We start from the raw sequence: 14,279 nt of genomic DNA on the forward strand, positions 1-14,279 counted from the left end.
GTGTCGCGAGGGTAGGGCGGCGAGCCCGACGGCGCTTATCAATGCGTCTTGAATGCCTATCAATAAGTCTGAAAAAACGGGCAGTCTGAAAATGGCTTCAGGAGATGGCCCGCGCCGCCTCGCGATAGAGTGTCGGCGGAACGCCGACATGGTCGCGGAAGAAGCGCGAGAAATTGCCCTGCGTGGTGAAGCCGAGATTGCAGGCGACCGAGATCAGCGGCTCCTGTGACCATTGCAACTGCCGCACTGCTTCCTCCATGCGCAGCGTGTTCCAGTAGACGTTGGGCGTCAGATTGGTCTGCTCCTTGAACAGCGCGAAGAAATGCGGCCGCGACAGGCCGACGCTGCGCGCCACATCATCGAAGCAGATGCGTTCGCAGACATTAGCCTTCATCAGCTGGATCGCCTTGCGGACACGGAAGTCCTGCATGGTGTGGACGCGGGCGCGTGCCACTTGCGGTGCCGAGGCGTCAGCGGCGTCGAGCACGCTGTCGATGAAGCGCTCGATCTCGTAATTGGCGATGTCGTCGATGCTCTCATTGTCGCTGAGATGATCGAGAAGGTTGGCCGCTGCCTTGTGCAGCCACGGCTCCAGCACGATCGCTGGTGTCGAGAACAGTGGTGCAGCGGACGGCAGATCTCGGCGCCGTCGCGCCCAGTCCGGATCGATGTAGAAGGCGAGGAACAGGCCGGGGCGGCCGTCGCGGGACAAAGCGTGGCTGTGCGGCTGGAAGGAATTGATGCCGGCGGCGGTGCCGGGTCCAAGCCGCACCGTCTCGCGGCCGATGGTCATCTCGCCGGCCGTGCCTTCCAGCCAGATGATGATATGCGCCTCGACATGGGCATGGGTGACGAAGTCGCTGGCGACGTTCAGGACAGAAACATGTCCGAACCGGCCCCAGTAGAGCCTGATCGCTTCCGTCATGGGTATATCCTCCCGCAGGCGACTGGCCTCCCTTCGCCTGCAATGGGGATAGTGCGGCTCGTTCCGGGCCTGCGTCAAGGTACATGCGCACGCCTGGCGCCCGCTATGGACCGTGCCGACCGATTTTCAGACTGAGCGATTGCAAGGGAAACGAATAGCGCTTGTGACCTGCGGTCTATTCGTTGCGCCTGAAATTGCGGAGCCGATCGAACAGAACGGCCAGCAGAATGGCGCCGCCGATGAACACTCCCTGCCAGAAGGCGTTGATGCCGAGCAGGCCGAGGCTGTTGCGGATCACTTCGATCAGCGCCGCGCCGACGACGGCGCCAAAGGCTGTGCCCATGCCGCCGGCGAGGTTGGCGCCGCCGATGACGGTGGCGGCGATGACCTGGAGCTCCATGCCGTTGCCGAGATTGGTGGTGACGGCGCCCAGCCAGCCGGTCTGGATGATGCCGGCAAGGCCCGCCGCCAGCGCCGAGATCATGTAGACAACGACCTTGATCTGGCGCACCGGAACGCCGGTCAGCGTCGCCGCATGCTCGTTGCCGCCGATGGCGAAGATGTGCCGGCCGAATTTCGTCCAGCGCAGGACGAAGCCGGTGATCAGCGCCAGCACGATCATGTAGAGCACCGGATTGGCGATGCCGAACACAAAGGCGCCGCCACCCAGCGCCAGAAGCTTGTCGTGGTCGGGCCCGAACTGGAAGACGACGGTGTTGTTGGAGGCGACCATGGCCAGGCTGCGCGCGATCGATAGCATGCCGAGCGTCACCACGAACGGCGGAAAGCCGAGATAGGCGATCAGGATGCCGTTGAAGGCGCCGATGATCAGCGCCGTCGCGATCGCAGCGGCAATGCCGACCTCGATGCCGTAGCCGGCATGCATGGTCACGGCCAGCACCATCGAACACAGGCAAAGCACCGAGCCGACCGAAAGGTCGATGCCGCCGGTGATGATGACGAAGGTCATGCCGAGCGCGACGATCGCGACGAAGGTGACATTGCGCGTGATGTTATAGAGGTTCTTCGACGTGGCGAAGGAATCGGTTGCCACGGACAAGAACAGGCAGGCGAGGATGACGGCGATCACCACCCAGAAGGTCTGGCTGGCAAACACCCTGGTCAGCAAAGTGTGCTGTTTCTGCGCGATCGTCTGGTCAAGAGTTACTGCCATCGTCGACCTTTATCTGCTTGCGTGGTGAAACCGGCTGGCATCAAACCTGTTCGATGGCGCCAGTGATAAGCCCGGTGACTTCCTCGGGCGAACTCGACGCGATCGTCTTATCGGCGACCTTGCGGCCGCGTCGCATGACGATGACGCGGTCGGCAACGTCAAAAACGTCGGGCATGCGGTGACTGATCAGCACGACCGCTATGCCCTGGTCGCGCAGATGGCGGATCAGGTTCAGCACCTCGGCGACCTGCCGGACCGAGATCGCCGCCGTCGGCTCGTCCATCAGCACGATCTTGGCTTGCGAAAGCATGGTGCGGGCGATCGCCACCGCCTGCCGCTGGCCGCCCGACATCTGCTTGACCAGATCGCGCGGGCGGGTTTCGGATTTCAGCACGGCAAAAATCTGGCCGGCGCGCTTGTACATCGCGGCGTAGTCGAGGATGCGAAACGGCCCGACGCCGCGGCGCAGCTCGCGGCCGAGATAGACATTGGCGGCAGCCGTCAGATTGTTGCAAAGCGCCAGATCCTGATGGACGATCTCGATGCCGTGCTGGCGCGCCTCCACCGGCTTGTGCAGGATCAGCTCCTTGCCGTCCATTTGCATCGTGCCATGGCTCGGGCGGAAATTGCCGGCGATCATCTTGACCAGCGTCGACTTGCCGGCGCCGTTGTCGCCCATCAGCCCGACCACCTGTCCGGCCTCGATCGACAGCGAAACGTCGTTGACGGCCTGGATGGCGCCGAAATGTTTTGAGATGTTGGCGAGTTCGAGAACCGACACCAGACTGCTTCCTCCGTGCTTTCGGCCTGTGGTCCTGCCGCGGCCTCGCTCTTCCCAGCTCCTCCCGGGAACCGCGCTTTCGCCCATTTACGCATATGCCCCCTTGCCGTCAACAGCGGCTTCTTTCGAAAAATCCGTTTTGTAGGACAAATAGCAATTGACGTCCGTAGCAAGCCGATATTAGCTAAGCGTCGGAGGAGATTATGCCGATCTCCTGCCCCGGCGCGCCGGGGCGAAGTAGGCGGAGGTTTATCGGTCGAGGATCTGGCAGCGTCCATATCGCGCTGGTCTGTGATCGCATCTGGAAATACTTATCGGCCCGGCTTGGCGACACGAGCGCTCGCGAAACGAACCTCTGTCATCGCGCATCCGGGCTGGTCTGTGTGGCGGGCACGCCGTGTCCGTCTGTTTCAAGGGAGGACTGAAATGAGGAAATCACTATTGCTCGCTGCCGTCGCCATGCTGGCGTTGGGCGCCGGGCCGGCTATGGCCAAGAAACAGCTCGTCATCGTGGTGAAGGGGCTCGACAATCCGTTCTTCGAGGCCATTAACCAGGGTTGCCAGAAATGGAACTCGGAAAACGCCAACTCGGAATATGAATGCTTCTACACCGGTCCGGCGTCGACTTCGGACGAGGCCGGCGAAGCCCAGATCGTTCAGGACATGCTGAGCAAGCCAGACACGGTGGCGATGGCCATTTCGCCGTCCAACGCGCCGCTGATCGCGCAGACGATCAAAAGCGCCAATCCGTCGATCCCGATCATGACGCTCGACGCCGACCTCAGCAAGGAAGATGCGGCGCTGCGCAAGACCTATCTTGGCACCGACAACTATCTGATGGGCTACAAGATCGGCGAGTATATCAAGAAGGCCAAGCCGGACGGCGGCAAGATCTGCACCATCGAAGGCAATCCGGCGGCCGACAACATCCTGCGCCGCGCTCAGGGCATGCGCGACGCGCTTACAGGCCAGAAGGATCTCCCGGCGCTCGCCGGCGAGGGCGGCTGGACCGAGGTCGCCGGCTGCCCGGTGTTCACCAACGACGACGGCGCCAAGGGCGTGCAGGCGATGACCGATATCCTCGCCGCCAATCCCGATCTCGACGCCTTCGGCATCATGGGCGGCTGGCCGCTGTTCGGTGCGCCGCAGCCCTATCGCGACCTGTTCAAGCCGATGGCCGAGAAGATCGCCAGCAACGAGTTCGTCATCGGCGCGGCCGATACGATCGGTGACGAGGTGGCCATTGCCAAGGAGGGTCTGGTGACCGCACTGGTCGGCCAGCGGCCGTTCGAGATGGGCTACAAGGCACCCTCGGTGATGATCGACCTGATCGAAGGCAAGCCGGTCGCCGATCCGGTCTTCACCGGTCTCGACGAGTGCACCAAGGATACGGTCGATACCTGCATCCAGAAGTAGGTTCGCAGGTTTCGGGGCGTCCGCTGGCCGGGCGCCCCGTCACACCGGTTCACGAAACGTGCGAGGTGACAGTGCTGGGGCGAACCGCTCCTGCTTTGCCGCGCCTTGAGTTCAGCCTGTGCCGGGGAACATGGATGTCGGACGCAAGATTGAAAAAGCGACCTACAACGGTCAAGGCACGGGCCAAGGTCAAGGCACAGGCTGCCCGTCCGCCCGGCGCGCGCCGTACCGACGCGGCGCTGATCCCCGGATCGAGCGTGCATGCGTCGCTGGCCAACGAAATCGGCCTCAGGATCGTGCGCGGCGACTATCCGCCGGGAACCATCCTGCCCAACGAGGCCAAATGGTCCGAGACTTTCAACGTCAGCCGCTCGGCGGTTCGCGAAGCGATCAAAATGCTTATGGCCAAGAGCCTGCTGGCATCACGCCCCAAAATCGGCAGCTGGGTCGAGCCGAAGGAGCGCTGGAACCTGCTCGATCGCGACGTGCTCGCCTGGTACGCGACGGCGCCCGATCGCGAAATGTTCCTGCGCACCGTCCAGGAATTCCGCCACATCATCGAGCCGGAAGCCAGCGCCTTTGCCGCGATGCGGCGCACAGACGAGCAGATGGCCGAGATCAGCCAGGCCTGCCGGGAGATGGGCGAGGCGGCGACGCTGCCCGAGCGCACCCGCGCCGATACGCGATTTCATCTCGCCATCCTGCGGGCGTCGGGCAACGACCTCCTGGTGCCGCTCGGCGTGCTGATCGAATCCGCGCTCGACCACCTGTTCGTCTTCGTCACCCGCGAGACCAGCGATCAGCGGCGGGCACAGTCACTGCACGAGGCGATCGAGAAGAACATCCGGCTCCAGCGGCCGGCTGCAGCCCGCACCGCGGTGCACAGACTGCTCGCCAACACCGACGACGTTATCGGGCGGTCGCGGCGGTAAGGTCAAACCCAATCGCTCTGAACGGAAAGTTCGGCTCTAAGCGGAAACTCGTTCGCGCTCGGCCGAACTCCCGCCCATGACCCGAAGGCGACGTTCGTAGGTCGGGCCGGAATGTCTGCAAAGGGGGCAATCCACTTCGTAGCACGCGATGGCAACAACCGCTTAGGCCCGATTTTGTTGAGAACCTCGGCAAGCGCGAGCGCTTTAGCCGTCAACTAACCCGCGCAGGGATATGGCAAATCCAGGTAGAAGCCTAATCAACGACGAGACGAGTGCGCTGCAGGAACAGCCAAGATATCCACGTTCGCGGAAAGGACTGTCGGCGTTGACGAGATTGGCGTAAACTACACGCTTGGGGTGTCATCCATGCACCGTATCATCACAGTGGCTTTTGTGGCGCTCGCGGCGTTGTTCATCTGCCCCGCGCGCGCGGAGGTATTGGTCGGGGTTTCGGCCGCGATGACGGGGCGGCTCGCCTGGATTGGCGAGCAGGGGCAGCGTGGGGCAGAGATGGCTGTTGCCGACTTCAATGCGGCGGGCGGCGTTCTCGGCCAGCAGGTGGGGTTAATCGCGGTCGACGATTTCTGCGATCCCGAACAGGCGGTGGTGGCAGCCCGGAAGCTGGTCGCTGATGGCGTGGTGCTCGTCATCGGTCACTACTGCTCCGGAGCCTCGATCCCGGCATCGAAGGTGTACGAGGCGGCGGGAGTTCTGCAGATTTCGCCGGGATCGACCAATCCGCAGCTGACCGAACAGGGTCGGGCCAACGTCTTCCGCGTCATTGGTCGCGACGATACGCAAGGAATCGTGGCCGGCAACCACCTAGCCGATCACTGGAGCGACAAGAAGGTCGCGATCCTTCACGACAGCACGACATATGGGAAAGGTCTCGCCGATGAGACCAGAAAGCAGCTGAACAAGCGGGGCGTGACCGAAGCTGTCTACGACGCGTACACCCCAGGCAAGGACGACTATTCGGCCGAGGTCGCTGCACTACAGGCCGCTGGCATCGCCGTGCTGTATGTCGGTGGGTATCATGCCGAGGTTGCGCTGATTGTTCGCGCCGCACGCGACCGCGGCTACGCGGTTCAGATCATCTCCGGCGATGCCCTGGCGACCGAGGAATTTGCCCTGATCGCCGGCCCCGCGGCCGAGGGGACCCTCTTCACGTTCTCCGCGGACCCACGGCGAAACCCCGAAGCGGCTCCGGTAGTGGAGCGATTCCGTGCCGAAAACTTCGAGCCCGCAGGCTACACGCTGCTGAGCTACGCTGCCGTCCAGGTCTGGGCGCAGGCGGTCGAGAAGGCAGGTTCGCTGGAGCTGGCGACGGTCATCGCGACCCTGCGCGGGCAGGAGTTCGACACTGTCCTGGGCTCGATCGATTTCGACGACAAGGGCGATCTCTCGACCCAGAACTGGGTATGGTACGTCTGGCGAAGTGGAGAGTACGTGCCGGTCGAGTAAGGGCGGTGCGCCGCTTGAGATATCTGATGCAGACCACGTTAGCGGGTTCATTCGGATCAAAGCGTTGCCGCGATGCTTGAACGCCTCGGCATACGCGGCCGCCTGCTGCTGGCTTTTTTCGGGATCAGCGCCTTCGCAGTGCTGGCAACAGCGGCTGCCCTGTATGCCTTTCTCCAGGTCGGCGACGTCGTCGACCGCATCACCAGGGATCGGGTGCCGTCGGCGCTTGCCTCCCTCCAGCTGTCGCGCCAGGCCGAGCGGGTCGCGGCCATTGCGCCGGCCGTGCTGACGTCGACTAGCAAAGCCCGGCACAACGAAGTCTCGGCCGCGATCGGGGTCGAGATGACGCGACTCGAGGAGCTGCTGGCCGCGCTCAAGGGTGCCGCGCTTGGAACGCCAGCGGTGGCTGAGATCGAGGCTGCGGTGCTCGGTCTCAGGCGCAACCTCGACGCTCTCGACGACCTTGTTGCCACGCGCCTCGCCGTGGTCGCGCGCAAGGAAGAGCTGCTGCGCCGCTTGTCGGCGACGACAATTGCAGGCCAGCGTCTCGTGGCCCCCGGCATCCTGGTGATGAATTCCAGGCTCGCGCAGTGGCGGGCGGCCGCGGCCGACGCATCGCTCGCGCCGGATCGAAGCGCGGCGGTCATGGCCGATCTCGTCCAGGCGATTGCAGCCTACGTCCCCCAACAGAGGGCGCACCAGGAGATGTCGGCGGTCAACGACGCTCTGATCAGGACGGCGGACGCGTCGACTCCGGGCGATCTGGCGTTGATCCTGTTTCCGCTGCGCCGGTCCCTTGCCGCTCTGGAAACGATCTCAGCCGAGATCGACGAGAAGCTGCAGGTCCGCTTCCGACAACGGGTGGACGAGTTTAAGGCGCTGATCGATGGCGAAAAGAGCATCCCCAAGGCCCGCCAGGACGAGCTCGCCGTCCTGGCGCAGGGCGAAAAGCTTCTCGGCGAAAACAATCGGCTGTCGCGCAGCCTCACCGCTGCCGTTGATCGGCTGGTCGTCGCGGCGGACCGCGAGATCACCGCGTCCGGTCTCGAAGCCGCGGTCGTCCAGCGCTACGGCACCGGAGTTGTCCTTGGCTCCGCCTTCCTCAGCCTTCTGAGTTCGGTTCTGGTGGTCTGGCTCTATGTTGACCGAAGCCTTCTCGCCCGGCTGGGGGCGGTGAGCCAAGGCATGTTCGCGATCGCTGGCGGCAATCTTCGAGCGCACCTACCTGCCGCCGGCCGAGACGAAATCGGCCGCATGGCCGAGGCGCTCAGGCTGTTCCGGGACACCGCGGTCGAGGTCGAGGAAAAGAACCTGCGCGAGGTCGCCGAGGCGCGCCAGCGGCTCGTCGACGCCATCGAGAGCATCTCTGAGGGTTTCGCGCTGTATGACCGGGAGGACCGGCTCGTCCTCAGCAACAGCCGCTATCGCGAACTGCTCTACGCCGGCCTGGAGGAAATGACGCCCGGCACGATATTCGAGCAGATCATCCGCCGGTCCGCTGAGCGCGGCTACATCAAGGATGCCGAGGGGCGGGTCGAGGAATGGGTCGCCGAGCGGCTCTCCCGGCACCGCAACCCTGGCGACCCCTGGGTGCAACGGCGCGGCGATGGACGATGGATCATGATAGGCGAGCGGCGGATCACCGGCGGCGGAACGGTCGCCGTCTACTCGGACATCACGGAGCTGAAGCAACGGGAGGAAAACCTCGCCGAGAAGTCCGCGGCTCTCGAGGCGCTTTCCAACAAGCTGGCCAAGTATCTCGCGCCGCAGGTGTACAAATCGATATTTTCCGGCCGTCAGGACGTCAGGATCGCCAGCCAGCGCAAGAAGCTGACCATATGCTTCTCAGACATCGCTGGCTTTACCGAGACCACTGACAAGATGGAGTCCGAGGATCTCACCCAGCTCCTCAACCACTATCTGACGGAAATGTCGAAAATTGCTTCGGATCACGGCGCGACGATCGATAAGTATGTCGGTGACGCGATTTTGATGTTTTTCGGCGATCCGGAGACTCGCGGTGTCAAGGAGGACGCGCTCGCCTGCGTCGAGATGGCCCTCGCCATGCAGAAGCGGATGACCGACCTTGCCGAAATCTGGCGTGACATCGGCATCGAAACGCCGCTGCGCTGCCGCATCGGCATCCATACCGACTACTGCACCGTCGGCAACTTCGGCAGCGAAGACCGGATGGACTACACGATCATCGGCGGCGCCGTGAATCTCGCCTCACGCCTCGAGCAGGAGGCGCCGCCGGGCGCCGTGCTCATTTCCTATGAGACATTTGCGCAAGTGAAGGACACTATCGCCTGCGTGGAACTGGGACACATCCAGGTCAGGGGCATCGCCTATCCCGTCGCCACCTATCGCGTCCTCGATCTGAAGGCCAATATGGTCGCCGCCCGCAGCGCCGTTCGAACCGTGCTGCCGCATCTCAGCCTGGAGGCTGAACCCGAGCTGATGTCTGCTGACGAGCGTGAGCAAGCCGCTAATGCGCTTCGAGACGTGCTCAATCGACTTTGTCACAAGCTTGGGTAGTGGGGCTCGCGCCCGCACCCGGTTCGTCGCCTTCCACAGCGCTCACCTTGTCGACCAACGCAGGGATGGTTCCTTCGCCAGCGCCTCCTTGGGGCCGAGACTTTACCTTCCCGGCGTCGCTGGCAAGGTCGGCAATTGGCGCCACTTGCTCGTTCTCATCGTCGAGATGAATGGCAACATTCTACCCATCTTGGCCATTTGCGCTGGCTGATCGGGTTTGCCCATAGATGATAGTCCTAAAGGTTCGGTTCGGAAGATGATGATCAAACAGGAGCATAGCGCCTGGTTCTATTGCAATGAATCAGGCTTTGGGCTCATGAAAATTCCATGTCGGCTCTGCAGCCTTCATTGCGCGTCTTATCGTCCGCGTGGCGCTGTAGGCGGCGTCAGGTCGACGCCGTTGATCTTGCCGATATGCGTGGCGAGCATCGGCACATATTGATCGGCCGGCCCGGCGGCGAATGCGCCGGCGAAGGCGTTCTTGGTGGCATTACCGAGCGGGTTGGCGATGCCTGCGGCACCCGCCATCGATTCGAGATAAGTGAGATCCTTAAAGGCGTTGGCGATGGTGAATTTGTGCGCATCGCGGTCGCCTTCCAGCGTCCAGCGCATAAAGGTCTGGTAGAAGCCGCAATCCATGCGGCCGTTGCGGATGACGCTGTCGAAGCGCGGCGGCGAGATGCCGACCTTCTGCGCCAGCGCCAGCGCCTCGGAATAGATCGCCGCATAGCCCAGCGAGATGAAATTGTTGAGCAGCTTCATACGGTGGCCGTCGCCGGTGTCGCCGATATGGACGATACGTCCGGCCCAGGTGTCGAGCACCGGCTTCAGCCGGGCAAAGACCGCGTCCGACGCGCCGACCATGGCGTCGAGCGTGCCTTCCCACGCCTCCTTCGGCGTGCGGCTCAGCGGGGCATCGACATAGTCGACGCCGAGCGCCTTGAGTTCGGCGGCAAGCGTTACCGTCGAGGTCGGATCCGAGGTCGAGCAATCGACGACCACCGAACCCTTCTTCAGGCCTTCCTTGAGGCCGCCGGGCCCGCGTATGATAGCTTCGACCTCGCGCGAGCCGGTGACGCAGATGAAGACGATATCAGATGCCACTGCCACGTCGCGCGAGGTCGCGGCTTCCTCCGCACCCCGGCCAAGCAGGTCTTCCGCCGGCGCGCGGTTCTTGCGGCCGAGAAACGTCAGGGAATAGCCCTTATCGACGATGTTCTTCGCGATCCCGTGGCCCATCAAGCCAAGTCCGATGAAGCCGATCTTTTCGCTCGCGGCAGTCGTATTCATGTCGTGTCGTCCTGTGTTGCTGATATCGATGACGGCGCTGCACTTTGGCAGGCGAATTGTTGAAGCCGGTTTTCGCCGCAGGCGGTTGGCAGGCGATTGCGGAATGCCATATTGTCTGACAATACACATGTATTCCAGGGAATGTGGAGAGCAAAATGACGAAGCGGATCATGTTCACCGGCGGCAGCGGCAAGGCTGGGCGTCATGTCGTGCAGTATCTGGTCGAGCAGGGCTGTCAGGTGCTCAACATCGACACCAAGCCGCTCGACAATCCCAAGGTGCGCACGCTGGTCACCGACATCACCGACAGCGGGCAGGTGTTCAATGCGCTGTCGAGCTATATGGGCCTGCATGAATTCGACCCGTCGTTGCGGGCGCAGCCGGTCGATGCCGTGGTGCACTTCGCGGCGATCCCGCGCATCATGATCACGCCCGACAACGAGGTGTTCCGCATCAACGCGCTCGGCACCTACAATGTCATCGAGGCGGCGGTGAAGCTCGGCATCCGCAAGGTGGTGATCGCTTCCAGCGAGACGACCTATGGGCTGGTCTTCGCCAACGAGCCGCGCGACCCGACACATTTCCCGCTCGACGAGGAGTACGATGTCGATCCGATGGATAGCTACGCGCTGTCGAAGATCGTCAACGAGAAGACGGCGCGCGCCTTCGCGCTGCGCAGCGGCATCGACATCTACGCTTTGCGCATCGGCAACGTCATCGAGCCGCATGAATATTCGCTGTTTCCGAAATGGTTCGCCGATCCGGGTTTCCGCAAGCGGATCGCCTGGAGTTATGTCGACGCGCGCGACCTCGGCCAGATCACGTTGCGCGCCATCGAAAAGGACGGGCTCGGCTATCAGGTGTTCAATGCCGCCAATGACGACACCTCGTCCGACCTGCCGACGGCCGAATTGCTGAAGCGGTTTTATCCCGGCGTGCCGGTCAAGGGCGAACTTGGTGAATACGAAACGCTGCTCTCCAACCGCAAGGCGCGGGATATGCTCGGATTCCGCCCGGAACACAGCTGGCGGAAATACGTCAAGACGACATGACGAGGTCGATGCATCCGGGCTGATCTGTGCACAGAAGCAGGCATTGCAGCCCGAGGCTTTCCCCGTGCTTGACAGCTTTCGGAATCCGGACTTTGTGAACGCATGCGGGACGGCAAGCCGAATAAGAGAAAAACACCGGCCAAGGCGGCGTCCGCCGAGCGCCCGGCAGTCGTGCGTCGCGCTGACGCGGCGCGTATGCCTGGGTCGAGCGTGCATGCGTCGCTGGCCAACGAAATCGGTCTCAGGATCGTGCGCGGCGACTATCCGCCGGGAACCATCCTGCCCAATGAAGCCAAATGGTCCGAGACCTTCGACGTCAGCCGCTCGGCGGTGCGCGAAGCGATCAAGATGCTGATGGCCAAGAGCCTGCTGGCCTCGCGCCCGAAGATCGGCAGCTGGGTCGAGCCGAAAGAGCGCTGGAACCTGCTCGATCGCGATGTGCTCGCCTGGTACGCGACATCGCCCGACCGCGAGGTGTTCCTGAAAACGGTGCAGGAGTTCCGCCACATCATCGAGCCGGAAGCGACCGCCTTTGCCGCCATGCGGCGCACAGACGAGCAGATGGCCGAGATCAGCCAGGCCTGCCGGGAGATGGGGGAGGCGACGACGCTGCAGGAGCGCACGCGCGCCGATACGCGTTTTCATCTGGCCATCCTGCGTGCATCCGGCAACGATCTTCTGGTGCCGCTCGGCGTGCTGATCGAATCGGCGTTCGATCATCTGTTCGCCTATACGACGCGGGAACTGGACGATTTGCAGCACGCGCAGAAGCTGCACGAAGCGATCGAAAAGAACATCCGCCTGCAGCGGCCGGATGCGGCGCGCAACGCGGTACGCAAGCTCCTGGCCAACACCGACGGCGTCATCAAGTCGAGGTAAAGTCGATCCTCTAATCTTGTTTCGGGCGCCCGAACGCGGCGCGCAGCTCGTCCTTGGCGTCCTCCAGCACTTTCTTCTGCTCGGCCGGCAGGTTTTTGCCGGCACGGTTGATGTAGAAATTCAGCATTGACATGGCGGACTGGAACGGCTCGGCCTTGCGCCGCTCGCTGTGTTCGGCCGATCGCTTCAGCGAGGCTGCGATCTTCTTGGGATCGTGGGATTCGAAGATATGTTCCTCGAGGTCCAGCGCGTCGCTGTGCTCGGTGACCTCGGCCGACCATTTCCTTTTCGCGGTCATGACAAACTCCTTCCATTGGTGCGTTGATAAAACTCCGGGACGGCAGCCACTGTTCCACCGCAGCTCGAATCCCTGGAGCCACGGATTTGCCTGTCGTGGCGCTGCACGGCGCCGCCAATGCACCGATAGTGGTGTCGAACCGGTCGATTTTGCAGAATCGCGGACAGGAAACGCCTTGACCACAACCGTCTCCAGCCAGGCAAGCAGCCGCGGCATCGACAGCGCCTATGCCTGGATGCGGCTCGGCATTTCCGTGCTGCTGGCGACGATCGGCGGCGTCGGCATGTGGGCGGTGGTCGTGGTGCTGCCCGCCGTGCAGGCGGAATTCGGCGTCGATCGCGCCGCCGCGTCGATGCCCTATACCGCGACCATGGTCGGTTTCGCCGCCGGCAATGTGCTGGTCGGCCGCGCCATCGACCGCATGGGCTACTGGATCCCGGCGCTCATTGCCTCGGTGGCGCTCGGTACCGGTTTCCTGCTGGCGTCGCTGACCACTTCGATCCTGCAGTTCACTCTTGTCCAGGGACTTTTGATCGGCCTCGGCACCTCGGCGATTTTCGGGCCGCTGATCGCCGACATCTCGCACTGGTTCAACCGCCGCCGCGGCGTCGCGGTGACGGCTGCCGCCGCCGGCAACTATCTCGCCGGGGCGATCTGGCCGTTGGCGATGCCCTTTGTCATGCAGGCCGAAGGCTGGCGTTTCACCTATGCCGGGATCGGCGTCGTCTGCCTCGCGACCATGGTGCCGCTGATCCTGCTGCTCAGGCGCGGCGCACCACATGCCGCCGCTCCCGGTTCTCCCGGCAGCCGGCCCGTCCAGCCGATCTCACTGTCACCGGCAGCCCTGCAGGTGCTGCTCGTCGTCGCCGGCCTTGGCTGCTGCGTGGCGATGTCGATGCCGCAGGTCCATATCGTCGCCTATTGCATGGACCTCGGCTACGGCGTGGCGCGTGGCGCCGACATGCTGTCGATCATGCTGGCGGCGGGCGTCGTCAGCCGGCTGGCGTCCGGCTTCCTTGCCGATCGCATCGGCGGCGTGAAAACCCTGTTGATCGGCTCGGTGCTGCAAGCCCTGTCGCTGTTGTTCTACATCCGCTTCGACGGGCTAGCGTCGCTTTACGTCGTCTCGCTGGTCTTCGGCCTGTCGCAGGGTGGCATCGTGCCTTGCTATGCCATCATCGTGCGCGAATACATGCCCGCCAAGGAGGCCGGCCAGCGCGTCGGCATGGTCATGATGGCGACCATCTTCGGCATGGCGATCGGCGGCTGGATGTCGGGCTGGATCTACGATCTGACCGGCTCCTACGCCGCCGCGTTCCTCAACGGCATCGCCTGGAACCTGCTGAACATAGCGGCCATGGTGCTGTTGCTGTGGAAAGCGCGGCGCAGCGCCGCGGCGATGGCCTGAGCACTGACCCTTTGAATTTCGGCTCACGACCCCGAGCGGAAATTCGCTGACTAGTCGATGACAGTCCGCAATCGGTGGTAGCAAGACATGGGCGGTGGCTCCTGAGACGCGGATTCCGGTCC

The 14,279-nt window shown here is 63.2% G+C and carries 12 protein-coding genes; 7 read left to right on the forward strand and 5 right to left on the reverse strand.

Going from position 1 to position 14,279, the window contains the following annotated elements:
• Nucleotides 1–97: 97 nt before the first annotated feature.
• The 3 genes from AC0L14_RS23225 to AC0L14_RS23235 all read right to left on the reverse strand — a co-directional run bounded on the left by AC0L14_RS23225 (nucleotide 98) and on the right by AC0L14_RS23235 (nucleotide 2,880).
• Nucleotides 98–925: an AraC family transcriptional regulator gene (locus AC0L14_RS23225; protein WP_473485154.1), complete on the reverse strand. Its 828-nt coding sequence runs from the start codon at nucleotides 923–925 to the stop codon at nucleotides 98–100.
• 175 nt (nucleotides 926–1,100) lie between these two features.
• Nucleotides 1,101–2,099: an ABC transporter permease gene (locus AC0L14_RS23230; RefSeq protein ID WP_473485155.1), complete on the reverse strand. Its 999-nt coding sequence runs from the start codon at nucleotides 2,097–2,099 to the stop codon at nucleotides 1,101–1,103.
• A 40-nt stretch (nucleotides 2,100–2,139) separates the two neighbouring features.
• Nucleotides 2,140–2,880: an ATP-binding cassette domain-containing protein gene (locus AC0L14_RS23235; RefSeq protein WP_029351636.1), complete on the reverse strand. Its 741-nt coding sequence runs from the start codon at nucleotides 2,878–2,880 to the stop codon at nucleotides 2,140–2,142.
• 426 nt (nucleotides 2,881–3,306) lie between these two features.
• On the opposite strand from AC0L14_RS23235, the gene AC0L14_RS23240 reads away from it, so the two are divergent.
• The 4 genes from AC0L14_RS23240 to AC0L14_RS23255 all read left to right on the forward strand — a co-directional run bounded on the left by AC0L14_RS23240 (nucleotide 3,307) and on the right by AC0L14_RS23255 (nucleotide 9,230).
• Nucleotides 3,307–4,296 carry a sugar-binding protein gene (locus AC0L14_RS23240; RefSeq protein WP_473485156.1) on the forward strand — a complete coding sequence of 330 codons (990 nt, stop codon included), beginning with the start codon at nucleotides 3,307–3,309 and terminating at the stop codon, nucleotides 4,294–4,296.
• Nucleotides 4,297–4,430: 134 nt separating this feature from the next.
• Nucleotides 4,431–5,228, forward strand: coding sequence for a FadR/GntR family transcriptional regulator (locus AC0L14_RS23245; RefSeq protein WP_473485157.1), 798 nt, complete (start codon nucleotides 4,431–4,433; stop codon nucleotides 5,226–5,228).
• A gap of 366 nt (nucleotides 5,229–5,594) precedes the next feature.
• Entirely contained in the window at nucleotides 5,595–6,692 is a 1,098-nt protein-coding gene (locus AC0L14_RS23250; RefSeq protein ID WP_473485158.1) for a branched-chain amino acid ABC transporter substrate-binding protein, read from the forward strand.
• A gap of 72 nt (nucleotides 6,693–6,764) precedes the next feature.
• Entirely contained in the window at nucleotides 6,765–9,230 is a 2,466-nt protein-coding gene (locus tag AC0L14_RS23255; protein WP_473750876.1) for a PAS-domain containing protein, read from the forward strand.
• Between the two features lie 357 nt (nucleotides 9,231–9,587).
• Here the strand turns inward: AC0L14_RS23255 and AC0L14_RS23260 are convergent, their stop codons facing one another.
• Nucleotides 9,588–10,520 carry an NAD(P)-dependent oxidoreductase gene (locus AC0L14_RS23260; protein WP_473485160.1) on the reverse strand — a complete coding sequence of 311 codons (933 nt, stop codon included), beginning with the start codon at nucleotides 10,518–10,520 and terminating at the stop codon, nucleotides 9,588–9,590.
• Nucleotides 10,521–10,675: 155 nt separating this feature from the next.
• On the opposite strand from AC0L14_RS23260, the gene AC0L14_RS23265 reads away from it, so the two are divergent.
• Complete coding sequence (locus tag AC0L14_RS23265) at nucleotides 10,676–11,572, forward strand: NAD-dependent epimerase/dehydratase family protein (protein ID WP_473485161.1); 897 nt, start codon at nucleotides 10,676–10,678, stop codon at nucleotides 11,570–11,572.
• A 102-nt stretch (nucleotides 11,573–11,674) separates the two neighbouring features.
• On the forward strand, nucleotides 11,675–12,451 hold the full coding sequence (locus AC0L14_RS23270) for a FadR/GntR family transcriptional regulator (RefSeq protein WP_473485162.1): 777 nt from the start codon (nucleotides 11,675–11,677) through the stop codon (nucleotides 12,449–12,451).
• Between the two features lie 10 nt (nucleotides 12,452–12,461).
• Here the strand turns inward: AC0L14_RS23270 and AC0L14_RS23275 are convergent, their stop codons facing one another.
• Nucleotides 12,462–12,749: a DUF3175 domain-containing protein gene (locus AC0L14_RS23275; protein ID WP_123152037.1), complete on the reverse strand. Its 288-nt coding sequence runs from the start codon at nucleotides 12,747–12,749 to the stop codon at nucleotides 12,462–12,464.
• A gap of 235 nt (nucleotides 12,750–12,984) precedes the next feature.
• Between AC0L14_RS23275 and AC0L14_RS23280 the strand changes: the two genes are divergently transcribed.
• Entirely contained in the window at nucleotides 12,985–14,157 is a 1,173-nt protein-coding gene (locus tag AC0L14_RS23280; protein ID WP_473750888.1) for an MFS transporter, read from the forward strand.
• The last annotated feature ends 122 nt before the right edge of the window (nucleotides 14,158–14,279 follow it).

The sequence above is a fragment of the Mesorhizobium sp. WSM4841 genome (assembly GCF_055811515.1).